The sequence below is a fragment of the Nonomuraea sp. H19 genome (genome assembly GCF_052068215.1).
Classification (GTDB): Bacteria; Actinomycetota; Actinomycetes; order Streptosporangiales; family Streptosporangiaceae; genus Nonomuraea.
Genome location: NZ_JBQHCV010000009.1, coordinates 150,320 through 173,120, shown reverse-complemented (window position 1 = coordinate 173,120; position 22,801 = coordinate 150,320). Strand labels below are relative to the sequence as shown.

Sequence of the window (22,801 nt, the reverse complement as noted above, 5' to 3'; positions counted from 1 at the left end):
GCGATATGGCAAAGCCCCCGTAATGCACCTTTACCTAAGCACAATAATGATCGCACACTCAACACAGGCTGTAGATCGGAAATGTCCGGATTTAGCCTTGCCTATCGGGCGAGGGACCAGGCAATACCGTCCAGGATGTCGTGCTCGCTGACAATGACCTGCGAAAACGCGAAACGGCGGACGATCCGGTCAAGAATTAGCGCACCAACGCCTATCACGTCAACTCTCCCGGGATGCATCACCGGTACGGCGGCGCGCTCACCATGGGTCATCGCGAGCAGCCGCCGCGTCACCTCATGGACCTGCTGAGCGGAAATCCGGGAGTGATGGATTCGCGCCGGATCGTAGTGGGAGAGGTCGAGCGCGATGCCCGCGACCGTCGTCACCGACCCGGCCAGGCCCACGAGCGTGTGCGCCCGCTGTACGGGCACCTCCGCCTCCACCCGGTCGAGCGCCGCCTCGATGTCGGCCACCACGGCCTCCAGCGCCGGCGCGGACGGCGGGTCTCCAGCGTCGCGCAGGTGCCGCTCGGTCAGCCGCACGCAGCCGATGTCCACCGACAGCGCCGCCTCGGCGTGCTCGGAGCCGACCACGAACTCGGTGGACCCGCCACCGATGTCCACCACCAGGTACGGAGGCAGCGGCCCCTGCGGCACCTCCGTCTCGGGCGACAGCCGCACCAGCCCCTTGGTCGCGCCGGTGAACGACAGCTCGGCCTCGTCGGCCCCCGTCACGACCTCCGGCTCCACCCCGAAGATCGCGCGCACTCCGTCCACGAACTCGTGCCGGTTGGCCGCGTCCCTGGTCGCGCTCGTGGCGACCACCCGGGTCGCGACGGCGCCGTATTGGTCGATCAGCTCGCGATAGTCGCGCATGGCCTTGAACGTGCGTTCCAAGGCGTCGGGGGCGAGCCTGCCGGTCCTGTCGACGTCCTGCCCCAGGCGGACGATCTCCATCCGCCGCTCGACGTCCTCGATCAGATCGTCGTGGAAGTCGGCGATGAGCAGGCGTACGGAATTGGTGCCGCAGTCGATGGCGGCTACACGCATGGTCCGTCACTCCACCAGTCGGGGAGGGCGTCGAGCGCCTCCCTGCCGAACGGGTTGGCACCGGGCGCCGCCAGCTCGTGCGCGACGAGCGCGTGCAGGCACTTGACCCGCTGCGGCATGCCACCCGTGCTTTGCATGTCGCGCGGCAGCGGCGCCAGGCCCTCCTCCAGCGCCGCCTGATCGCGCCTGGCGATGTAGTCCTCGTGCGCGGCCTCGTAGGCCGCCGCCAGCTCGGGGTCCGCGGCCAGCCTGGCCTGCATCTCACGCATCAGGCCCGAGCCCTCCAGCGTGCCGATGGCCGAGGCCGCCTTGGGGCAGGTCAGGTAGTAGAGCGTCGGGAAGGGCGAGCCGTCGGGGAGCCGCGGCGCGGTCTCCACCACGTCGGGGTTGCCGCACGGGCACCGGTGCGCCACCCCGCGCAGCCCTCTGGGCGGCCGCCCGAGCTGCTTCTCGACGACCTCGGCGTCCTTACTGTCCAACGCTTTCCTTTCCTGTGACCGCCCGGCGGCCGGTGCCCTTGTCCGCCGCCTCCACGGACTCCCAGAGCGTCTGGTACCACGGCGGCACCGCCGCCTGCTGTTTCACCGCCGCCTGTTCCTTGCCCTGTTCGGACTCCATCACCACAAAGCATTTCTCGCCGGGACCGCAGTAATGCAGCCGCTCCTTGGCCGTCTTCTTGATCCAGTTGGGATCGTTGCTCTGCTGCTCGCGGGCCAGCAGCGCCCGCTTCTCCGCCTCGACCTTGGCCTTCTCCGCACGCAGCTCGGAGATGCTGCGGCGCAGGCTGATGTATTCGCGCACAGGGTAGGCCAGGCTCATCGCGATCGCGCAGACCACGACGGCGAGGATGGCGGCCCGCCCGGTCAGCTGCGGCCTCTTCGCCAATTGCTGCACACCCCCTCAAGTACGGCTCGCGGCGTGTTCGCCGGTCTCACGGCGGGCTCGGTCGCCCCATATGCCGCGAGCCGTACTCGAAACTAGCGCTGGAAACGCGGGAACGCGGCGCGACCCGCGTAGCGCGCGGCGTCGTCGAGAAGCTCCTCGATGCGCAGCAGCTGGTTGTACTTCGCCACCCGGTCCGAGCGCGCGGGCGCGCCGGTCTTGATCTGCCCGCAGTTGACCGCCACCGCCAGGTCGGCGATCGTCGTGTCCTCGGTCTCGCCGGAGCGGTGGCTCATCATGCACCGGTAGCCGCTGCGGTGGGCCAGGTCGACGGCGTCGAGCGTCTCCGACAGCGTGCCGATCTGGTTGACCTTGACCAGCAGGGCGTTGGCCGTGCCCGCCTTGATGCCGCGCTCGAGCCGCTCCGGGTTGGTGACGAACAGGTCGTCGCCGACGAGCTGCACCTTGTCGCCGAGGGCCGTGGTGATGGCCTTCCAGCCCTCCCAGTCCTCCTCGTCCAGCGGGTCCTCGATGGACACCAGCGGGTAGTTGGTGACCAGGTCCTCGTAGAAGGCGATGAGCTCCTGCGCCGACAGGCCCTTGCCGTCGATCGTGTAGACGCCGTCCTTGTGGAACTCGGAGGCGGCCACGTCGAGCGCGAGCGCGATGTCCTCGCCGGGCGTGTAGCCGGCCCGCTCGATCGCGACCAGGATCAGGTCGAGCGCGTCGCGGTTGGACGGCAGGTTGGGCGCGAACCCGCCCTCGTCGCCCAGGCCGGTGGCGTAGCCCTTCTCCTTGAGCACGCTCTTGAGCGCGTGGTAGACCTCGGTCCCCATGCGCACGGCCTCGCGGAACGTCTCCGCCCCGATCGGGGCGATCATGAACTCCTGGATGTCGACGTTGGTGTCGGCGTGGGCGCCGCCGTTGAGGATGTTCATCATCGGGACGGGCAGCACGTGCGCGTTGGGCCCGCCGACATAGCGGAAGAGTGGCAGGTCGGCGCTGTCGGCGGCGGCCTTGGCCACGGCCAGCGAGACCCCCAGGATGGCGTTGGCGCCCAGCTTGGCCTTGTTGGGCGTGCCGTCCAGGTCGATCATGATCTGGTCGATGATGCGCTGGTCCTCGGCCTCGACCCCGTTGATCTCGTCGAAGATCTCGTCGGTCACGGCGAGCACGGCCTTCTCCACGCCCTTGCCGCCATAGCGCTTGCCGCCGTCACGCAGCTCCACCGCCTCGAACTGGCCGGTGGACGCCCCGCTCGGCACAGCCGCCCGGCCGGTGCTGCCGTCGTCCAGCACCACCTCGACCTCGACCGTGGGGTTGCCCCGGGAGTCGAGGATCTCGCGAGCGTAAACGACCTCGATGGTAGCCACGGGATGCGCTCCTAAATCGAAAGGCAATATGCCATCAGAGCCTATCGGTCCCCCTGCCATCGCTGGTCGCATACCCTCGCCGGGACTTCGTCTCGACGGAGTACGGGCCACGGAGCCGTGCCATGGGCTACCACGTAACCGGGCAACGGGTCACCACGGAGCCGGGCAACATGGGCTCGCGTAACGGCGGCACGCCACTGACCGGTCAGCGGCCGTTTCCTGGACTGAGGCCAGCCAGCGGCGGCGGGTGGCCGGCCACAGCAGCGCGTAAAAGCTGGAATTAACCCCGCGACTCCCAAGCATGAACCCGATCCCGATAGGTGCGGGCGGCGGCGCGTAGTTCGGCCTCGGCGTCGAGTCCGCCTGCGGCGGCGCGGCGGACCAGGTCGAACAGCTCCCTCGCCACCCCCTGCCCGACCCCCGCCGACAGCGACTCAGGCGCCCCGGCCCGCTCGGCCCTGCGTAGCAGCTGAGCGGCCAGCGCCAGCGCCGGCTGCCCCATGGGAACGCCCTCGAGGACGGACTCGCTCCCCTTGGACGCCCGCTCGGCCGCCTTGATGGCCTCCCAGTTGTCGTTGACCTCGTCGGCGCTCTCGGCCCGCACCGAGCCGAACACGTGCGGATGGCGGCGTACCAGCTTCTCCACGATCCCGGCCGCCACGTCGTCCATGTCGAAGTCCGCGGCCACCCGGGCGTGGAAGACCACCTGCAGGAGCAGGTCCCCCAGCTCCTCGCGGAGCGCGGGATAGTCGCCCGCCTCGATGGTCTCCAGCACTTCGTAGGCCTCTTCGAGCAGGTACGGCACCAGCGTCTCGTGGGTCTGCTTGCGATCCCACGGGCACTCCGTACGCAGCCGGTCCATCACCGCGACCAGGTCGAGCACCCGTGCGCCCGGCAGATCGTAGGAGCCGGGCACGACCTCGATCAACGGCGGCTCGTCGAGCGCGACCGCCGCGTGCCCCACCGCGCGCATGAAGTCCTCGTCGTCCCCCTCCGAAGCCGACCCCGCGAGCCACACGACGGTCTCGGTGACCGCCCGGACGGCCAGCGCCCGCGGGTCCGGCTCGACGACCTCGACCTCGACCCCGGCCTCGGCCAGGTAGGGCAGCTGCGGATGCGCGCCGGAGCCGGTCAGCACCGGCCCGGAGCGCAGCACCTGCCACGCCTGATGGCTCAGCAGCCCGGGCGCGATCCTGGGCGACGTGGTGACGACGATCAGCGGCACGGGTTAGCCCTGCTGCTGCTGCGGCGGCTGTTGCTGCTGCTGCGGGGCGAGCTTGCCGAACCTGCCGGTGTCCACGAACACCGACGGGTTCTCCTGCGACGGCTGCGGGTTGAGCGCGCCGTAACGGGGGTTGAAGATCGGCTTGATCGCGCCGAGCTCCTTGCCCAGCCGCTCCCGCCCGCTCTCGCCGCCGAACTGCTGCTGCAGCTTCGTCAGGCCGACCAGGACCCGCCCGTAATCCTCGGCGTCAGCCGGCGAGACGCCGCTGGCCAGCAGGTTGATCTCCGGCGACTGGAACTGGCCGGGGTTCTTGAGCGCGGTGTCGATCTCCGACTGGGTCACCTGTACGCGGTAGCGCTCTATGAGCTGCCTGGAGGCGGCGACGTTGACCAGGCGCTGCAGCACGATGTGGCTGGCGGGCACGCCGCCGAGCGCCGACTCGTCCAGCTTGGCCCGCTTCAGCGCAGCGATGTATTCCTGCGTGTCCGTGTTGAGCTGGCTCGTCGTGATGCGTTCGTTCCCCACCACGGCCGCGGCTCCGGCCTGCATGGGGGAAGAACAGGCGGTCAGCGCGATGCCCACCGCCGCAGCGGCCACAGCCACTCGTATCGACTTCACGTGCGTCCCTTTCCGACCGAAAAACCGCCGCTAGCTTACCCGGGCCGGCTCGAGGAACATCGCCTCAACCAGGTCACCGCACCATTTGAGCAGATCGAGATCACGGAGCGGCTGCCCGCCCAGCGGCTTGGTCTTGGGGACCGGCACCAGCAGCGTCTCCGCGGCCTGCTTGTAGATGGCCTTCTTGTAGAGCCGGTCCAGGCGCACCTGCTGCGACTCCCTGAGCCGGGCCGGGCCGAACTTGATGTTCTGTCCCTGCAGCGTGACGTCCGTGAGCCCGGCCCGCCGGGCCATGATCCGGAACCTCGCGACCTCCAGGAGGTTGTCCACCTCCGCCGGCGGCTTGCCGTAGCGGTCGGTGAGCTCGTCGCGCACCTCGTCGATGTCGGACTCCGAGGCGATGGCGGCCATCCGCTTGTACGCCTCCAGCCGCAGCCGCTCGGAGGTGACGTAGTCGTGCGGGATGTGCGCGTTGATCGGCAGCTCGACCTTGACGTCGTGCAGTTCTTCGCGCACCTCGCGGCCGTCGAGCTTGGCCTTCTGCTCCGCCACGGCCTCGGCCATCAGCCGCACGTAGAGGTCGAACCCGACGCCCGCGATGAAGCCGGACTGCTCGGCGCCGAGCACGTTGCCCGCGCCGCGGATCTCCAGGTCCTTCATCGCGACGTACATGCCCGCGCCCATCTCGGTGTGCTGCGAGATCGTGGCCAGGCGCTCGTGCGCGGTCTCGGTGAGCGGCTTCTCCGGCGGATAGAGGAAGTACGCGTAACCGCGCTCCCTGCCTCGCCCGACCCGGCCTCTGAGCTGGTGGAGCTGGGACAGGCCGTAGTTGTCGGCGCGGTCCACGATCAGCGTGTTGGCGTTGGGGACGTCGAGGCCCGACTCGACGATCGTGGTGCAGACGAGCAGGTCGTACTCGCGCTCCCAGAAGCCCACCATGATCTTCTCGAGCTGGTGCTCGTTCATCTGCCCGTGCGCGATCGCGATGCGGGCCTCGGGGACCAGCTCACGCAGCCGCGCGGCGACCCGGTTGATCGAGGCCACCCGGTTGTGCACGAAGAAGATCTGCCCATCGCGCATCAGCTCGCGCCGGATCGCGGCGCCGATCTGCTTCTCCTCGTACGGCCCCACGAACGTGAGAATCGGATGCCGCTCCTCCGGCGGCGTGAGGATCGTGGACATCTCGCGGATGCCGGTCAGCCCCATCTCCAGCGTGCGCGGGATCGGCGTGGCCGACATGGCCAGCACGTCCACCTGCGTGCGCAGGTGCTTCATGGCCTCCTTGTGCTCGACACCGAACCGCTGCTCCTCGTCGATGATGATCAGCCCGAGATCCTTGAACCTGACCTCGGGGCTGAGCAGCCGGTGGGTGCCGATCACCACGTCGATAGCGCCGCTCCTGAGCCCGTCGAGCGTGCCCTTGACCTCGCCGTCGGTCTGGAACCGGGAGACCGGCTTCACCGCGACGGGAAAGCTGGAGAACCGCTCGGCGAACGTCGACATGTGCTGCTGGACCAGCAGCGTCGTCGGCACCAGCACCGCGACCTGCTTGCCGTCCTGCACCGCCTTGAACGCCGCCCGCACCGCGATCTCGGTCTTGCCGTAGCCGACGTCGCCGCAGATCAGCCGGTCCATCGGGACGCCGCGCTCCATGTCGCGCTTGACCTCGTCGATGGCCGCGAGCTGGTCGCCGGTCTCGGCGTACGGGAAGGCGTCCTCCATCTCCCGCTGCCACGGCGTGTCGTCCCCGAACGCGTGTCCCGGCGAGGCCATGCGGGCCGAGTAAAGCCTGATCAGCTCCCCGGCGATCTCCTTGACCGCCTTCTTCGCCCTGGACTTGGCCTTGGCCCAGTCGGCGCCGCCCATGCGGTTGAGCGTGGGCGCCTCGCCGCCGACGTAGCGGGTGACCTCGTCGAGCTGGTCGGTGGGGACGTAGAGGCGGTCGCCCTTGGCGTATTCGATGACCAGGTATTCGCGCGTGGCGCCCTGGATCGTGCGCTGGACCATCTCGACGTAGCGGCCCACGCCGTGCTGCTCGTGCACCACGTGGTCGCCGACCTTGAGCTGCAGCGGGTCCACCATGTTGCGGCGCCGCGACGGCAGGCGCCGCATGTCCTTGGTGGACGCCTTCTGCCCGACCAGGTCCAGGTGGGTGAGCACGGCCAGGTTGGGCGTGATGAACCCGTGCTCGATCAGGCCGGTCGAGACGTGCACGACCTTGGGCTCGGGGGCCTTGTCCAGGAACTGCTGGAGCCTGGCGGGCACGTCCACGCCCTTGAGCAGCTCCACCATCCGCTCGGCCGGGCCGTGGCCCTCACTGAGCAGCACGACCGCCTTGTCGTCGGCCAGCCAGCCCTTGATGTCGGCCAGCGCCTTGGCCGTGTCGCCGCGGTAGGCCTCGGAGTCCTGGGCGTCCAGCTCCACCCCGCCGCCGAACGGCGCCAGCGTCCACCACGGCTGTCCCAGCGCGTCGGCGTGGTCGCGGATCTCCTCCAGCGTGCGGAAAGCCGCCGCGCCCAGGTCGATCGGCGCCTCGCCGCCGGCCGCCGCGTTGATCCAGGAGGCCTCCAGGAACTCCTGCGAGGTGCGTACGAGCTCCTCGGCCCGTCCCCTGATCCGCTCGGGATCGCACACGAACACGGCCGACCGGATCGGCAGGTGGTCGAGCAGCAAATCCATCTCACCGGACAGCACGGGCGCGAACGCCTCCATGCCCTCGACCGGCGAGCCCTCGGCGAGCTGGTCGAGCACCTCGGCCAGCGCCGGATGTTGTTCGGCCAGCTCCCGCGCCCTGGCCCTGACCTCGTCGGTCAGCAGCATCTCGCGGCACGGCGGCGCGAACAGCCCGTCCTCGGCCGCCTCCAGCGAGCGCTGGTCGGCCACCTTGAACCAGCGGATCTCCTCGACCGTGTCGCCCCAGAACTCCAGCCGCAGCGGATGCTCCTCGGTCGGCGGGAACACGTCCAGCAGCCCGCCGCGCACGGCCACCTCGCCGCGCTTCTCCACCATGTCGACCCGGTGGTAGCCGTTGGTGACGAGGGCGTCGACCACGTCGTCGAGGTCGGCGTCGTCGCCCGCCCGCAGCCTGATCGGCTCCAGGTCGCCCAGGCCCTTGACGATCGGCTGCAGCAGCGCCCTGACGGGGGTCACGACCACGCTGAGCGGCCCGGCCGAGGTGTCGCCCTTGACCGGATGCGCCAGCCTCCTGAGCACCGCGAGCCGCTGCCCCACGGTGTCGCTGCGCGGCGAGAGCCGCTCGTGCGGCAGCGTCTCCCACGCCGGGAACACCGCCACCGAGCTGGGCTCGACGAGGCTGGTCAGCGCCGCGGCGAGGTCTTCGGCCTCGCGTCCCGTCGCGGTGATGGCGAGCACGGTCCGCTGGTCGTGCATGGCCAGCGCGGCCACGCCGAACGGCCGCAGCGCGGACGGCGCGATCAGCGAGACGTCGCCGCCCTCTTCCAGGGCGGCGGTCAGTTTCGGGTCGGCGCGAACAAGGTCAAGCAGTCCGGAAAGACTCATCAGATACGCCCACAGCCCCACGACGGCAACACGACTACCCCCGGCCGGAGAAGGTTGCGGGGGTTCCTCTCAAGGGTACTAGCCGTGCGCCCTCACCCGGCCTGGTAACCAGGTACGGAAGGCCAGCGGACGGTCAGCACGGTGGAGGCCTCTTCCGCCTGCCACGAATGGTCCACGCCCTTGCCCCAGACCACGTAGTCGCCCGGCTCGGACAGCAACACGCTCCGGCCCGGGAACTCCAGCCGGAACCGGCCGCTGATCAGGACGAGCAGCGCGGTGCGCGTCTCGCCGCCGGCCCACCGCGCCCGCTCCTCGCCCGGCGGATGCACGCCCCACTTGATCTCGACGTCCTGACTGTGCCGTGGATCGCCAGGGGGTTTGAAGTGACCGAGAAGCCAGCCCGCGTCGGCGCTCCCGTCGACGGTCGCGTTTCCCACGTAGATCTGGTCGCTCACGGGGAAGGACGCTAGCAGGGAAATGCCTTACCGATCCGGATCGATTGATTACTGTAGGTGACATGTCTGAGGTGCGATCGATCGCCCAACGAGGCGATCTCTTCGGTCAGCGCGTCCGCGAGCACTGGGCGGGCCAATACGGCAGGCGGCTCGACGTGCTGGTCGCAGGGTGCGCGCACGACCATCCGCTGGAGCTGGAGCGGATCGAGATCAAGGCCACCGGAGTCGACGAGGACCAACCGGCGATCAGGATGGCGTTGGAGGAGCGGGACGACCTGGTCGCCTGGTCGCTGGGCGACCTGCGCAGCGTGCCGCTGCCGCCGCGGGCCTTCGACCTGATCCAGCTGTCGTTCCTGCTGGAGCGGGTCAGGCATCCCGAGCTCGTGTTCGACCGGCTGCTGCACTCCCTGCGCCCCGGCGGCCTGGTGCTCCTGCGCATGCGCGACCGCAAGTCCGCCTACGGGCTGCTGGACCGGATCACGCCGGCATGGCTGCGCCGCCTCATGTGGCGCCCTCTCGTGCCCTCCGGCATCCCGGGGCCGCTGCCTGCCGTCTACGAGCCACTGACCTCGAGCGACGGCATGCACACGTTCTGCCTCAGCCGCGGCCTCATGATCCTCGATGAGGAGCGCAACACCAGCGGCCCCGCGCGCGCGAGCAGGATCGGCCGCGCAGCGGTCAAGGCCGCCGCCAACGCCACCCGCGACCGCTACCCCGCCTCGCACGACGAGATCACGATGGTGATCAGGAAACCGCAGCATCACTTCGCCCGGGTCATCTAGCGGCACACCGGCATCAACCGCTAAACTCCTTCCCTACCAATTCAATCGGAATAGTTGGGATGCAGGAAACGTGGAGTGGACTCCCGGCCCCCGCGAGCTGGCCGACCTCGAGCTGCTGCTCTCCGGCGCCTTCGAGCCGCTGATCGGGTTCCTGGGCCACGACGACCTCCACGCGGTGCACGAGCGCGGCACGCTCGCCGACGGCACCCCGTGGCCCGCCGCCGTCACCCTCCACCTGCCCGTCGAGGTCTCCCCCGGCGACGAGGTCACCCTGCTCGACCCGGAGGGCCTGCCGCTCGCCACCCTCACCGTAACGGCCCAAGAGGCCGATGGGCTGACCTCGGGGCCGATCAAGGGCCTCGGCACGCCGGAGCACGGGCCGTTCGCGCGCTTGCGGCGTACCCCAGCGGAGGTGAAGGCCCAACTCGGCGGTCGTCCCGCGCTCGCCGTCACCATGCGCGGACCCCTCGACGATCTCTCCGAGATCGTCGCCACCGCGAAGGACCTCAACGCGGTGATCATGCTTCTCCCCCTCTCGTACGGCGAGGCGGGCCCCGCGGTCGTACGCGCCGCGCTGCGTGCCCAGGAGCGGTTGCCCAAGGACACGCTCGCGGTCTCCGTTCCCCTGGCGCCGCGCGCGGAGCCCGAGATCGACCTGGAGCTACGCGAGCACATCGCCACCGCCTACGGCGCGACCGAGCACCTGGCAGGCCCCGAGCCGGTGAGCATCCCGGGGCCGCCGCACCGGCGCGGGCTCGTGGTGTTCTTCACCGGGCTGTCGGGCTCGGGCAAGTCCACGATCGCCCGCGGCCTGCACGACGCGCTGCTGGAGATCGGCACCCGCACGGTGACCTATCTCGACGGAGACGTGGTGCGCCACCTGCTGTCGAAGGGTCTGACGTTCTCCAAGAGCGACCGCGACCTCAACATCCGCCGCATCGGCTTCGTCGCCGCCGAGGCCGCGCGCCACGGCGGGCTCGCCATCTGCGCGCCCATCGCCCCCTACGCGGCCACCCGCGAGGAGGTGCGCGAGATGGTCGAGTCGGTCGGCGCCGACTTCCTGCTCGTTCACGTCGCCACGCCGCTGGAGGAATGCGAGCGGCGCGACCGCAAGGGCCTGTACGCCAAGGCCCGCGCCGGGCTCATCCCCGAGTTCACCGGCATCTCCGATCCCTACGAGGAGCCGGACGACGCGGACCTGGTGATCGACACCACGCACGTCACCATCGAGGCGGCCGTCTCCCAGGTGCTGGAGACACTGCGGTCTGGAGGCTGGGTCCGTTGACGGAGCGAACCCGACGCGCTGAGCGGAGTGGAAAGCCGAGGAACGAGGCACTCCGCGGAGCGGAGGAGGAGCTGGTGAGCGACCAGTGAGCGTAGATCTCCCCCTGATCGGCGGGTCCTTTCTCGTCGCCATCGTGGTCGGGCTGACCGGGATGGGCGGCGGCGCCCTCATGACGCCGATGATGATGCTGTTCTTCAACGTCCCCCCACTGGCCGCGGTCTCCAGCGACCTGGTCGCCTCGGCCGTCATGAAGCCGGTCGGCAGCGCGGTGCACCTGCGTCGCGGCACGGTCAACCTGCGTCTGGTCGGCTGGCTGTGCGCGGGGTCGGTGCCGACCGCGTTCTGCGGGGTGTTCCTGGCACGCGCGTTCGCGGTGACCGACGCCGTCAAATACGCCCTCGGCGTGGCGCTGCTGCTGGCCGTGGTGGGCATGGCGGTCAAGAGCTGGCTCGGCGCCCGGGGAGGCACGTCGAGCGCGCACGAGATCGTCGTGCGCCCAATTCCGACCCTACTGGTCGGTATGGTAGGCGGATTGGTCGTCGGCGTCTCCTCCGTCGGATCCGGATCGCTGATCATCGTCGCCCTGCTCGTCCTCTACCCGGCGCTCAAGGCCAACCAGCTCGTCGGCACCGACCTGGTGCAGGCCGTGCCGCTGGTCGCCGCGGCCGCGCTCGGCCACCTGATGTTCGGCGACTTCCAGCTGGACCTGACGCTGTCACTGCTCATCGGCTCGATCCCGGGCGTCTACCTCGGCGCGAAGATCTCCTCACGGGCTCCCGGCGGCCTGATCAGGGCCATGCTGGCGATCGTGCTGCTGGCCTCCGCCCTCAAGCTGCTCGACGCGAGCAACACGCTCACGATCTGGGCCCTCGCGGTCGCCATCGTGGTCACGATCGCGGGCGCTGTGAGGGAGCGCATCAGGGCCTCGGGACGCTCGTCGAGCGAAAGTACGGATCTCGCGCGAGTTCCGTGAACGCCCGGCCGGCCGCGGAGTTGGAGTCGAAGCTGGTGTCCCCGCGCGGCGCCCGCGGCGAGTCGAAGTAGAGCAGCGCCTTGATCTGCGGATAGCGCTTGATCTGCCGGCGCACCGACGCGAAGAACTCCTTCTTGAACGAAGGGTCGTCCTGCCGCTCGAACACCCCCCACTCGGCCACCATGACCGGCTTGCCGGGAAAGCGGGCCTGCATCCACCGGTAGAACCCGGGCCACCGCGCGTACTCCTCGCGCGTCTTGTTGACCAGCCCGTCGAAGTCCTGGACGCGGTCGTCGGCGTAGGGGTCCATGGCCACCCAGTCCACCACGTCGTCACCCGGGTAGAGCTCCTCGAACCACGGCTTGGCCGCCCAGTTGGGCGCGCCCATGTACGTCATGACCGTGACCGCGTTCTTCACGCCCTGCTCGCGCAGCCTGAGCACGACGTGCCGGAACATGGCCGCGTAGTCGGTGGCCTGCATGCCCGAGCCGGAGGAGGCGTCCACGTCGTTCTCCGGTTCGTGGTGGATGGTGAGGAAGAACCGCTCGGGAAAGGTGCGCCGGAGATAGCCGGCCAGCCGGTCGATCCTGGCGTCGAGGGCCCCGCCGGCGATCTCGGCCCACGTATGGTCGAACGACGGCTTCCAGTTGATCATGAGCAGCCGCGGCCGCGCCGGGTCCCGGGCCAGCCGGACCTCCGCGGCGGTGGGGAACAGCTCGCTGCCCCGGTGGTAGACGTGCAGCACGTCGGCGGCGGCCCCCATGCGCGCCTCCGCGCCGTGCACCGCCTGCTCGATCGGCGCGCCGGTGAAGACCTCGGGCGCCAGGCCCCACCAGGCGCCGCACGACGGAATGAGCCTGGCGGTGGCCGTGCAGGCAGGCGCGCCCTCGAGTTCCTTGGCGGCGGTCTCGACCGGCGCCCGCGTGCCGGAGCCGGCCGCGCTGGAGTGCTCCGCGCCGGAGCAGGCGCCCAGCGCGGCCGGCACCGCCACCACGGCCAGAATGATTGTTGTGGTTTGAGAAATTCCGTGTAGCCGCAAAGTCTTCCAACCCCCCTTGCTGAAGGACCCCCGCCCTGTCACACCTGAACCTTGCCATGTCATTCCTGGAACTTCAGCCAGAGTGGAAGTATCCCCAGTTCGCGATGGGTTGCGGTGCGCCCGAATTTTCATGGAATTTCGATTTATTTGAAGCTTTGCTTTATGGCCGTACCGGAGAAAATCTTGCGTATTCAACCTGGGTGCTGACCGTCCGCCCTATAGTGGGCGCACATCTCGGCACGTGACGCAGAGTCGCCGGTCCGCGACACTGCGCACACCATCAGGAGACCCGCCCCCCATGAGCCAGTCACCGGACGTCCAGGTCCGCCGCCCCGGCGCCGACCTGGACGAACATCTCTCGCTGCTGCGCAGGCGGTGGCTGCTCCTCACCGGCTGCGTCGTGTTCGGCGGCACGGCCGGACTCGCGCTGATGCGCCTCACGCCGCCCGCCTACACCGCCACCTCGCAGGTGCTCGTCATGCCGGTCGGCCCGCAGGAGCCGGGCAACTCGGTGACACCCCGCCAGCGCGAATCCCTCAACCTCGACACCGAGGCCCAGGTCGCGCAGTCGGCCGTGGTCGCCGCCCGCGCCGCCAGAACGCTGGGAACCGGCGCGCCCGAGCCCGTCGAGGTCTCGGTGCCGCCCAACTCGGCGGTCCTGTGGATCTCGGTGACCGCCCCCGACCCCGCCGCCGCGGCCGCCCAGTCCCACGCGTACGCCGACGCCTACCTCGCGCACCGGCGCGAGAGCGCGCTGGCCGCGCTGACCGCGCAGCAGCAGGCGGTGCTGAGCAAGTTCAAGCAGGTCAACGCAGGCATCAGCGCGGTGATCAAGGAGCTCGCCCGGCTGCCCAAAGGCAGCCCTGAGCACGCCATCGCGCTGCAGCGGCAGAGCGTGCTCAACCGGCAGGCCGCAGGCCTCGCGCTGAAGTACGACACGCTGCGGACGGTCGCGGTGACCCCCGGCACGATCATCAGCCGGGCCGCGCCGCCGGCCGCGCCCAGCTCGCCCCGCCTGCCGCTCTACCTCGGCACCGGGCTGATGATCGGGCTGCTGGCCGGCTCCGCCGCGGCCTACGTCCGCGACCGGCTGGACACGCGGCTGCGGACGGCCGCCGACGTCGAGCGGCTGACCGGGCTGCCGGTGCTGAGCGATCTCTCCGGTGCGCGGGAGCACGGCGTCCTGCACGAGCTGGCCTGCGCCGTGGTGGCCGCGTGCCCGGGCAAGCGCCTGCTGGTCCAGGCGCTGCCCGCGGACCTGCACGCCTCGTCACCGGCGGAGCTGGCGGTCAGCGCCCCGCTGTCGGTGCTCGACGGCTCCGACGTGCGCGACCTGGCCCGGGCGGACGCGGCCCTGCTGCTGGTCGGGCTGGGCCGGGTCACCGCCGAGGAGGTCGCGGCCGCCGTACGCCGGTTCGGCAGGCATGACGTGCCGATCATCGGCGTGGTGACGGCGGCCGACGCGGTGCCGTCGTTCGTGCCGCTGCTGGAGCCGCGCACGCAGACCCCGCTCGGCAAGCTCGTCGCGACCGGTGAGTTCGGGGTGAGCGTGTCGGCCGAGACCACACCCATGCAGGTGATGCGCCAGACCCTGCCGGGCCAGCAACCGTGAGAGGACCGGCCTGGCCCATCGCGGCGCTGCTGGTCGGCTATCCGCTCTGGTGGGCGCTCGGGTTCGGCGGCCTGTCGGTGGTCGTCCTGGCGGTGCCGATGGCGGTGCTGCTGTGGCGACGCCGGCCGATCAGGGTGCCGCCGGGCTTCGGGCTGTGGGTGCTGCTGCTCGCCGGCTATCTGGTGAGCGCGATGATGCTGGCCGAGACGCCGCCGGGCACGTACGGCGAGCTCGGCCCAGGCCGGGTCGTCGGCTACGCCATGCGGCTGGCGCTGTACACGGCAGTCCTGATCATGGCGCTCTACCTGGGTAACCTGACCGAGCGCGAACTGCCACAACTGCGCCTGGTGCGCATGCTCGGCGTGCTGTTCGTCACGACGGTCGCGGGCGGGCTGCTCGGCGTGCTCGTCCCGGACTTCTCCTTCACCTCGCCGGTGGAGCTGCTGCTGCCGGAGTGGCTCAGCGGGAACCCGTTCGTGCAGAACCTGATCCAGCCCACCGCCGCGCAGACGCAGAAGGTGCTCGGCTTCTCCTCCCCTCGGCCGGAGGCGCCGTTCGAGTGGGCGAACGCCTGGGGCAGCAACGTGTCGGTGCTGCTGGTCTGGTTCGTGGTCGGCTGGTGGGTGTACGGCGGGCCGCGCCGCAGGTTCGCCGCGGCCGTGTTGATCGCCCTGGCCGCGATCCCCATCGTGTACTCGCTCAACCGCGGCCTCTGGATCGGCCTGGGCCTGGCCGTGGTGTACCTGATCGTCCGGGTTGGCGGGCGCACCAGGGCGGCGTTGTGCGCTGCCGTGGCCGCCGGGGCGGTGGCGTTCGCGCTCAGCCCGCTCGCGGCGATGTTCGCGCAGCGGCTGGACAAGCCGCACTCCAACGACATCAGGGCCTTCACCGTGACCGCCACGCTCGCGGCGGCCGGGCACTCGCCGGTGATCGGCTACGGCAACACCCGCAACGCGCTGGGCAGCCACCGCACGATCACCACCGGCAAGACCGAGTGGTGCCCGACCTGCGGGCATCCGCCGCTGGGCAGCGACGGGCAGCTCTGGCTGCTGATCATCACGCAGGGGTTCACGGGGGCGGCGCTCTATGTGGCGTTCTTCGTGGCCGCGATCCGCCGCCACTGGCGCGACCGCAGCCCGATCGGGCTGGCCGGGGTGCTCGTGATGGGGCTCGTGCTGCTCTACATGTTCATCTACGACGGCCTGGTCACGCCCCTCAGCCTCTATCTCATCTCGTTCGCTCTGCTGTGGAGGAACGCGTGAACGACGCCGACGTCCGGCTCGGCTACCTCGCCGAGACCGTCCGGCTGCTGTATCCGGGGTCCGGCTCGCCCCGGGCGTACACGGTGCTGCCGCACGCCGCCGTGCCACGCCGGCTGGCGCCGCGCCGCTGGTGGCATCTGTGGTCCCGCGTCGTCGTGCCGGACGAGGGGTCGATCCGGGCGCACCTGAGCGAGGTCTTCGGCCGGCCGGTCGAGACCGTCCTGCACGTGCGGCCCGCGCGGCGGGCCAACCGCAAGCCCATCCTGGAGGTCCGCTCCGGCGGGCGGCGGCTGGCGTTCGTCAAGATCGGCGACAGCGCGCGGGCGCGCGAGCTGATCAGCGCCGAGGCGGCGGCTCTGCGCCGGTTGGCCGGGATGCGCCTGGCTACGGTGACCGTGCCCGCCGTGCTGCACCACGGCGAGTGGCGCGGGCTCGCGGTGCTGGCCCTGACGCCGCTGCCGGTGCGGCGCGGCCGGGTGCCGCGGGAGCTGCTCCTCGACGCGATCAGGGAGATCGCGGGCACCGGCGCGCCCGGCGCGGCCTGGCACGGCGACTTCGCACCCTGGAACATGTGCCCGTCCGCCGACGGGCGGCTGCTCGTGTGGGACTGGGAGCGCTACGCGGTCGGCGTGCCCTATGGGTTCGACGCCGTACATCACTTCTTCCAGCGGGCGCTGCGCAGGATGGACCCGCCCACGGCCGCCCGGGCGTGCGTGGCGCGGGCCGTACGCGAGCTCGCGCCCCTAGGCCTGTCGGGGGCCGTGGCCAAGCAGACCGCGCTGCGGTACCTCATCGCGCTCGCCGACCGGCACGCGGCGGACGGGCACTGGCCGCTCGGGGCGCCGGAGACCTGGCTCAATCCGGTCGTGGACCACGAGGAACTAGTGATATGAGGACGATGAAGCGGGCCGTGTTGTCGTTGTCGCGGACCGCCGGCAGGTTCACGTCGGGGGCGCGGATGCTGCCGTCGTTCCTGATCGCCGGGGCGCAGCGGTGCGGCACCACGTCCCTCTACCGGGCGCTGGCGCAGCACCCGCTGCTGCTCAAACCGGTGCTGCACAAGGGCGTGCACTACTTCGACGTCGCCTACTGGCGCGGGCTGCCATGGTATCGGGCGCACTTTCCGTTGCGGATCAGCGCGGCGCTGCTCACGCATCGGTACGGCGCCCGGGCACTGGCGTTCGAGTCGTCCCCCTATTACCTATTTCATCCGCTGGCCGGGGCGCGGATCGCGGCCGATCTGCCCGGGGTGAAGCTGATCGTGCTGGTGCGCGATCCGGTGGAGCGGGCCTGCTCGGCCCATGCGCACGAGCTGGCCAGAGGGTTCGAGGACGAGTCGCACTTCGAGTACGCGATCGAGCTGGAGACGCGGCGGCTGGCGGGTGCCGAGCAGCTGCTGCGCGAGTCGCCGTACGCGCTGCACCACGCGCACCAGCATCAGGCATACCTGGCGCGGGGCCGCTACGCCGAGCAGCTGGACCGGCTGGAGCCGCTGTTCGGGCGGGATCGGATCCTGGTGCTGGACAGCCATCTCTTCTTCCGTGAGCCGGAGTCCGTTTACGAGCGGGTGCTGGAGTTCCTGGGGGTGCCGCATTTGGGGTATCCGGCGTTCGAGCGGCACAACGGCCGGCCGCTGCCCCGGCCGCTGCCGCGTGCGCTGGAGCAGGCGTTGCGCGACCATTTCGAGCCGTACGACGCGCGGCTGGTGCGGTGGCTGGGTGAGGAGCCGTCGTGGCGGCGGTGACGCGGGGCGGGATCGCGGGCGTCACCGGAGCGGGGTTCTCCGCGCTGGCGCAGTTCCTGCTCGTGGTGGTCGTGACCAGGGCGTTCAGCGCCGCCGAGGCGGGGGCGTTCTTCGCCGCCACCGCCGTGGCGCTGATGGCGGCGGGGGTCGCCAAGTTGGACGCGGGCAATGGGCTCGTGTACTTCATCGCGCGGGCGTCAACGTACGGGCATCTCGGTATTTCGGGATATATCCGGGCGGCGGTCGTGCCCTGCGCGATCGTGGCCTGCGCCGCCGCCGTGGTGCTCTACCCGCGGCTGGGCGTGCTGGCGGCGATGCTGCCGGTGATGGTGCTGGGTGACGTTCTGCTGGCGGCCGGCCGGGGGTTCGGGTCCATGCGGGCGACGGTGCTGCTGGACGGGGTGCTGCTGCCGGCCGCGCAGCTCGTGCTGGTGGCCGGGGTGGCGGTGGCGGGGGCGCCCGAGTGGTTGCCGGTGGCATGGGGGCTGCCGTACGTGCCGGTGCTGGTGCTGGCGGCGGCCGGGTTGCGGGGGCGGGTGCCGCGGAGCCCGTACCTGCCGGGCACGGGGCGGGATCTGTGGCGGCACACGGCTCCGCGCTCGGTGGCGGGGGCGCTCCAGGCGGTGTTCCAGCGGGTGGACATCGTGATCGTCGCGCTGCTCGGCGGCCCCGCGCAGGCCGCCGTCTACACGGCCGCCACCCGGTTCAAGGTCGTGGGGCAGCTGGCGAACCAGGGGCTGGCGCAGGCCGTACAGTCCCGGCTGGTCGAGGCGCTGGCGCGCGGGGAGCTGGCGCGGGCCAGGGAGCTGTACCAGGGCGCCACGGTCTGGCTGGTGCTGCTGACCTGGCCGGTGTGGCTGGCGTATGGGGCGCTGGCGCCCTGGCTGCTGGGGGTGTTCGGGCCCGCGTACGAGGCGGCGGCGCCGGTGGCGCTGGTGCTGGCCGGGACGATGATGGTGGCCACGGCCTGCGGCATGGTGGACGTGGTGCTGACCGCCGCCGGGCACACCGGGAGGAGCCTGCTCAACCTGCTGGCGGCGATCGGCTGCACGCTGGCCCTGGACCTGGCCCTGATCCCCGCCCATGGGGCGCTGGGGGCGGTCGTCGGCTGGTCCGGCGGCGTGCTGGTCAAGAACCTGCTGCCGCTGTGGCAGCTCCACCGCCGCTACGGCCTGCACCCCTTCGGCCGCCACAGCCTGGCGGCGTTGCGTCTGCGCAGGTGGGCCGCGGCATGAGCGATCCCATCCTGGTGACGGGGCTGCCGCGGAGCGGTACGAGCTGGACCGGCAAGATGCTCGCGGCCGGCCGTGACGTGGTCTACGTCAACGAGCCGCTCAACCCCGAGCACCCGCCCGGCCGCTGCCCCGGCGTGCTGCGGGCCGAGGTGACGCACCGGTTCCAGTACATCTGCGACGACAACGCCGCCGACTGGCTGCCTGCCTTCCGCGCCACGGTCGCGCTGCGCTACCACTGGCTGGCCGAGCTGCGCGCGAACCGCGCCCCGTACGACCTGGCCCGCCTGCTCCGCTACGGCACCGCTTTCACGCTCGGCCGCCTGGCGGGCCGTCGGGCCCTGCTCGACGACCCGTTCGCGGTGCTGAGCGCGGGCTGGTTCGCGCGGCGGCTGGGGTGCCGGGTCATCGCGCTGGTACGGGACCCGGTGTCGTTCGCGGCGAGCTGGCAGCGCCTGGGATGGACGGTCTACTTCCACGAGCTGCTGGAACAGCCGCTGCTCGTCCGTGACCATCCGGAGCTGCTGGAGCTGCGTGCCCTCGTCGGCTCCCAGGACCGCCTCGCCAAGGCCGCCGCCCTGTGGCGGGTCACCCACGCGATCCTGTCCCGGACGCCGGGGATCCTCCTCACCTCGTACGAGTCCCTGGCCGCCGACCCGCTGACCGGCTTCCAGCGTCTGTACGCCTACGCGGGCCTCCCATGGACGCCCGCCGCCGAACGCCGCATCGCCAAGGCGTGCACGGGGCCCGTCTCGGCGGCCGGTTTCGCCTGGTCGGGGCTGTCGCGCACGGCGTACCGGCGGATGGACTCACGCCGGGCTCTGGACCTGGCCGGCCGTGGGCTGAGCCCCGAGGAGGCGGCGCGCGTCCGTACCCTCACATCCTCCTGAGCCGGGTGACGAGGCAGCGGCCGAGCAGCCGTACCGCGAACGGAAGGTCGTCGACCAGGTAGCGGCGCGCCAACCGGGCAGGCTCGCCGCCGAGCCGGAACGCCCACTCCAGCCCGATCCGCCGCATCCACACCGGCGCCCTGGGCACCGTCCCCGCCGCGAACGCGATCGCCGCCCCGCACCCCAGGAACCACGTTTCCGGCAGCTCTTCGCGCAGGTCCGCGATGAGCCGATCCTGCCGGGGGAACCCGAGCCCGACGAACACCAGCCTCGGCCGCGCGGCGATCACCGCCCGCCGCACCCGGTCGCCGCCCTCGGGGGTGGCGTCGAAGCAGTAAGGCGGCGCGTGGACGCCGCAGATCCGCAGCCGGGGGTAGCAGCTCGTGAGCTCGCGGGCGGCCTTCTGCGGGGCGCCTGGGGGGCCGCCGAGCAGGTAGACGGGCCAGCCGTGGCGGGCGGCGAGCTTGCTCAGGGACCAGATGAGGTCGGCTCCGGTGACCCGCTCGGGCAGCGGCGTGCCGAGCAGCCTGGCCGCCCACACCAGCGGCATCCCGTCGGCCACCACCAGGTCGGCGGTGCGGACGAGGTCCTTGAGCGCGGGATCGACGGCCGCGGCCCGGCAGATGTCGACGTTCGGGGTGACGATCCGCCCGCCCCTCCCTGCCGCCAGCTCAGCGGCCACCCAGTCGACCACCTCGTCCTCGGTGACCGCGTCAAAGCCGACCCCGGCAACCTGCACCCGCCCGCCACCGCCGCCTCGCCCCTGCGGATCGCACCCGCTTGCCGCAATCCCTCGCACCTCCCGAGCGGCCGGGTCGCGTCCTTCCGCTTGTGCGTCGGGAGCGCGTTCCCCGGCGCTGTGGCCCGCAGTGGCAGGTGCCCGTTGGACGCTGCCGATGTCTCGTGCCGCCGGAGCCGAGTCCTCGGCGGCCGCCGGCGCAGGCGCCTGTGGCGGGACGTCGGCAAGACGCTGGACGGGGAGGTTGCGCGGGGTCACGGTCAAATGCCGTGCCCCCGACGGTGCAGCAGCGACAGCACGGCGGGCGCGGGGACGAGGCCGGCCGCCACCGCCAGCGCGATAGGGGCGCGGGGTTCGCCGAGCCGGGCCGCGAACGTGCGAGCGGCCCAGCGAACGGCCTCCCGCCGGTGCCCGAGCGCGGCGTGGCTGAAGGCCAGCTGGCCGTAGACCCGTGCCGCGCCGCGCGGGTCCACGGCCAGTTCGGGGTGCCGGGCGAGCATCCAGTCGAGCCCGGCAATGCGGTCCGCCCACCGGGTGGCGTAGTGGGATCCACCCCATCGCACCCGCACGAGCGGCCGGTCGACGTTGACGATCGGCCGCCGTTTCGCCGCCCGCAACGCCAGGTCCCAGTCCTCGTTCTGCCCGGCGGGCGCGCTCTCGTCGGCCCACAGCGCGCCGCGCTCGAACAGGAACGTCGACGAGTGCACCATCACCATGCGCGACCTGGCGAGAGCCGCCGCGGTCACGGTCGAGGCGCCGGCGAGGCGTGGCACGCGGCGGCGGCCGTACTCGATCTCGATGCCGCAGCTGGCGAATTCGCCGCCGTCGTCCAGAGCCCGCGCCTGGGCGGCGAGCTTGCCCGGCAGCCAGACGTCGTCGTCGTCGCAGAAGGCGACGAGGTCGGTGTCGCAGGCGGCGATGCCGGTGTTGCGTGCCCCGGGAAGTCCGGGCGTGCGGGTGTTGGGCAGGACGCGCAGGCGACGGCGCGTATCGACGCCCACCTCCCCGGCAGGAACGCCGTCGGCCACCACGACCACGGAGAGCCGCCCCGGATAGTCCTGCGCCAGCACCGCCTCGACGGCCTCGCGCAACGGGCCGGGGCGGTCGCCGCGGGTGGGGATCACCACGCCCACGGATCGCGGCCGCCGGGTCACGCCGCCACGCGGACAGGGCACGCCGCCCGGCGATGGCCGGGTCACGCCGCCGTCCCCCAGTAGCCGTACCGGGCTCTGAGCGGCCAGGTGAGTGCGTTGACCACGCGCCGGTCGCCCTCGGGCAGGCTCGTCACCCAGGAGTCGTCTCGCCGCAGCTCCAGCCGTCCCACGTGGAACCGCATCGGGTTGCCTGAGGCGGTGTGCGAGGGGCCCAGCCAGGCGGTCCGGCCCTCGACGAACGGCAGCCGCGGCGCCCCCGCCAGCCCGAGTCGTCGCGTCAGCGTCGCGAGCGTGGGCTCAGGGGCGGCCAGCAGGTCTTCGTAGCGGACTCTGGTGACCAGCGCCCCGCGCCCGGCGAGCAGCTCCAGCGCGGCGTTCTGGGCCGTCCAGTGCAGCGCGGTGCGGGCGGGCCCCCACCGGGTCATGGGGCGGCCGTCCTCGGGCCGCTCCACGGTCCTGCTCCAGGAGTGGGCGACCGCCCGCGGGTCCCTGACCACGTGCACGACCCGCACGTCCAGGCCGCTCGTCACCAGGCACCAGGCCAGCGACGCGTGCTTGCTGGAGTCGATCACGACCTGGGCGCCCGTGGCCTCGTAGAGCAGCCGGTACGCCAGCGCGTATTCGGCCAGGTCGGGATGCGCGATGGACGCGATCCTGCGGGTGCGGTCGACCCGGTGCCGCAGCATCAGGACCCGCTCCGCCAAGTGTCTGGTCCAGCCGCCGAACGCTCGCTCCCCCACCTGCCGCCAGAAGGCGCAGGCGGGAAAGGCCACGCCGCACCCGCAGGGCTCCCCCGCGAGCACTCCCCGCTCCCAGAGGTGCACTACCTCTCCAAGCGCGACCACGCCGGGAAGCTCCGCTAGGAGCCTCTCGAGCAGGGTGGTGCCGCTACGGCCCAGGCCGCCCAGGTAGATCACCCGGGTGGTGGTTGCGCTGTCGGTCACGGAGCAGGGCTTTCGCGTCGTTGA

At 71.4% G+C, this 22,801-nt stretch carries 22 protein-coding genes; 10 read left to right on the top strand and 12 right to left on the bottom strand.

The annotated features are described in order from the left end of the window. Positions 1-101 precede the first annotated feature (101 nt). From ACTMTI_RS21675 to ACTMTI_RS21640, 8 genes are all read right to left on the bottom strand, one after another. Positions 102-1,049 carry a Ppx/GppA phosphatase family protein gene (locus ACTMTI_RS21675; RefSeq protein WP_441122268.1) on the bottom strand — a complete coding sequence of 316 codons (948 nt, stop codon included), beginning with the start codon at positions 1,047-1,049 and terminating at the stop codon, positions 102-104. After that, positions 1,040-1,528 (bottom strand): DUF501 domain-containing protein, encoded by a 489-nt coding sequence (locus ACTMTI_RS21670; protein WP_441122267.1) that lies wholly within the window; start codon positions 1,526-1,528, stop codon positions 1,040-1,042. The genes ACTMTI_RS21675 and ACTMTI_RS21670 overlap by 10 nt, the downstream gene beginning before the upstream one ends. Continuing rightward, complete coding sequence (locus ACTMTI_RS21665; RefSeq protein WP_441122266.1) at positions 1,518-1,934, bottom strand: FtsB family cell division protein; 417 nt, start codon at positions 1,932-1,934, stop codon at positions 1,518-1,520. The genes ACTMTI_RS21670 and ACTMTI_RS21665 overlap by 11 nt, the downstream gene beginning before the upstream one ends. Positions 1,935-2,026: 92 nt before the next feature. Then, the gene (eno, locus tag ACTMTI_RS21660) at positions 2,027-3,304 is read right to left on the bottom strand and encodes a phosphopyruvate hydratase (protein WP_441122265.1); all 1,278 of its coding nucleotides are present in this window, start codon (positions 3,302-3,304) and stop codon (positions 2,027-2,029) included. Positions 3,305-3,584: 280 nt separating this feature from the next. Further along, positions 3,585-4,529 (bottom strand): MazG family protein, encoded by a 945-nt coding sequence (locus tag ACTMTI_RS21655; RefSeq protein WP_441122264.1) that lies wholly within the window; start codon positions 4,527-4,529, stop codon positions 3,585-3,587. Positions 4,530-4,532: 3 nt separating this feature from the next. Then, on the bottom strand, positions 4,533-5,147 hold the full coding sequence (locus ACTMTI_RS21650) for a SurA N-terminal domain-containing protein (RefSeq protein ID WP_441122263.1): 615 nt from the start codon (positions 5,145-5,147) through the stop codon (positions 4,533-4,535). 30 nt (positions 5,148-5,177) lie between these two features. Beyond that, complete coding sequence (gene mfd, locus ACTMTI_RS21645) at positions 5,178-8,666, bottom strand: transcription-repair coupling factor (RefSeq protein ID WP_441122262.1); 3,489 nt, start codon at positions 8,664-8,666, stop codon at positions 5,178-5,180. A 92-nt stretch (positions 8,667-8,758) separates the two neighbouring features. Then, a complete protein-coding gene (locus tag ACTMTI_RS21640) occupies positions 8,759-9,121 on the bottom strand; it encodes a signal peptidase I (RefSeq protein ID WP_441122261.1) in 363 nt (120 codons plus the stop codon). Positions 9,122-9,183: 62 nt separating this feature from the next. On the opposite strand from ACTMTI_RS21640, the gene ACTMTI_RS21635 reads away from it, so the two are divergent. The 3 genes from ACTMTI_RS21635 (at position 9,184) to ACTMTI_RS21625 (ending at position 12,161) form a co-directional block, all read left to right on the top strand. Next, positions 9,184-9,903 carry a class I SAM-dependent methyltransferase gene (locus tag ACTMTI_RS21635; protein ID WP_441122260.1) on the top strand — a complete coding sequence of 240 codons (720 nt, stop codon included), beginning with the start codon at positions 9,184-9,186 and terminating at the stop codon, positions 9,901-9,903. A gap of 70 nt (positions 9,904-9,973) precedes the next feature. Further along, on the top strand, positions 9,974-11,188 hold the full coding sequence (gene cysC, locus ACTMTI_RS21630) for an adenylyl-sulfate kinase (protein WP_441122259.1): 1,215 nt from the start codon (positions 9,974-9,976) through the stop codon (positions 11,186-11,188). A 151-nt stretch (positions 11,189-11,339) separates the two neighbouring features. Then, on the top strand, positions 11,340-12,161 hold the full coding sequence (locus ACTMTI_RS21625) for a sulfite exporter TauE/SafE family protein (protein ID WP_441122475.1): 822 nt from the start codon (positions 11,340-11,342) through the stop codon (positions 12,159-12,161). On the opposite strand, the gene ACTMTI_RS21620 is transcribed toward ACTMTI_RS21625, so the two are convergent. Further along, positions 12,106-13,155 carry a glycoside hydrolase family 26 protein gene (locus ACTMTI_RS21620; RefSeq protein WP_441122258.1) on the bottom strand — a complete coding sequence of 350 codons (1,050 nt, stop codon included), beginning with the start codon at positions 13,153-13,155 and terminating at the stop codon, positions 12,106-12,108. The two genes, ACTMTI_RS21625 and ACTMTI_RS21620, sit on opposite strands and share 56 nt — an antisense overlap. A gap of 101 nt (positions 13,156-13,256) precedes the next feature. Here ACTMTI_RS21620 and ACTMTI_RS21615 point away from each other — a divergent pair, with 101 nt between their 5' ends. Genes ACTMTI_RS21615 through ACTMTI_RS21585 form a run of 7 tightly spaced genes read left to right on the top strand, consistent with a single transcriptional unit; the run spans position 13,257 to position 19,940 of the window. Next, positions 13,257-13,445: a hypothetical protein gene (locus tag ACTMTI_RS21615; RefSeq protein WP_441122257.1), complete on the top strand. Its 189-nt coding sequence runs from the start codon at positions 13,257-13,259 to the stop codon at positions 13,443-13,445. 53 nt (positions 13,446-13,498) lie between these two features. After that, positions 13,499-14,812, top strand: coding sequence for a Wzz/FepE/Etk N-terminal domain-containing protein (locus ACTMTI_RS21610; protein WP_441122256.1), 1,314 nt, complete (start codon positions 13,499-13,501; stop codon positions 14,810-14,812). After that, a complete protein-coding gene (locus ACTMTI_RS21605; protein ID WP_441122255.1) occupies positions 14,809-16,074 on the top strand; it encodes a hypothetical protein in 1,266 nt (421 codons plus the stop codon). The genes ACTMTI_RS21610 and ACTMTI_RS21605 overlap by 4 nt, the downstream gene beginning before the upstream one ends. Continuing rightward, positions 16,071-16,967 (top strand): hypothetical protein, encoded by an 897-nt coding sequence (locus tag ACTMTI_RS21600; protein WP_441122254.1) that lies wholly within the window; start codon positions 16,071-16,073, stop codon positions 16,965-16,967. Before ACTMTI_RS21605 ends, ACTMTI_RS21600 begins: the two co-directional genes overlap by 4 nt. Beyond that, on the top strand, positions 16,964-17,818 hold the full coding sequence (locus ACTMTI_RS21595; protein WP_441122253.1) for a sulfotransferase domain-containing protein: 855 nt from the start codon (positions 16,964-16,966) through the stop codon (positions 17,816-17,818). Before ACTMTI_RS21600 ends, ACTMTI_RS21595 begins: the two co-directional genes overlap by 4 nt. Next, on the top strand, positions 17,806-19,053 hold the full coding sequence (locus ACTMTI_RS21590; RefSeq protein ID WP_441122252.1) for a lipopolysaccharide biosynthesis protein: 1,248 nt from the start codon (positions 17,806-17,808) through the stop codon (positions 19,051-19,053). Before ACTMTI_RS21595 ends, ACTMTI_RS21590 begins: the two co-directional genes overlap by 13 nt. After that, a complete protein-coding gene (locus ACTMTI_RS21585) occupies positions 19,050-19,940 on the top strand; it encodes a sulfotransferase (RefSeq protein WP_441122251.1) in 891 nt (296 codons plus the stop codon). The genes ACTMTI_RS21590 and ACTMTI_RS21585 overlap by 4 nt, the downstream gene beginning before the upstream one ends. On the opposite strand, the gene ACTMTI_RS21580 is transcribed toward ACTMTI_RS21585, so the two are convergent. From ACTMTI_RS21580 to ACTMTI_RS21570, 3 genes are all read right to left on the bottom strand, one after another. Then, complete coding sequence (locus ACTMTI_RS21580; RefSeq protein WP_441122250.1) at positions 19,927-20,679, bottom strand: WecB/TagA/CpsF family glycosyltransferase; 753 nt, start codon at positions 20,677-20,679, stop codon at positions 19,927-19,929. The two genes, ACTMTI_RS21585 and ACTMTI_RS21580, sit on opposite strands and share 14 nt — an antisense overlap. A 260-nt stretch (positions 20,680-20,939) precedes the next feature. Continuing rightward, positions 20,940-21,878 (bottom strand): glycosyltransferase family 2 protein, encoded by a 939-nt coding sequence (locus ACTMTI_RS21575; RefSeq protein ID WP_441122249.1) that lies wholly within the window; start codon positions 21,876-21,878, stop codon positions 20,940-20,942. Further along, the gene (locus ACTMTI_RS21570; protein ID WP_441122248.1) at positions 21,875-22,777 is read right to left on the bottom strand and encodes a sulfotransferase; all 903 of its coding nucleotides are present in this window, start codon (positions 22,775-22,777) and stop codon (positions 21,875-21,877) included. Before ACTMTI_RS21570 ends, ACTMTI_RS21575 begins: the two co-directional genes overlap by 4 nt. Between the last annotated feature and the right edge of the window lie 24 nt (positions 22,778-22,801).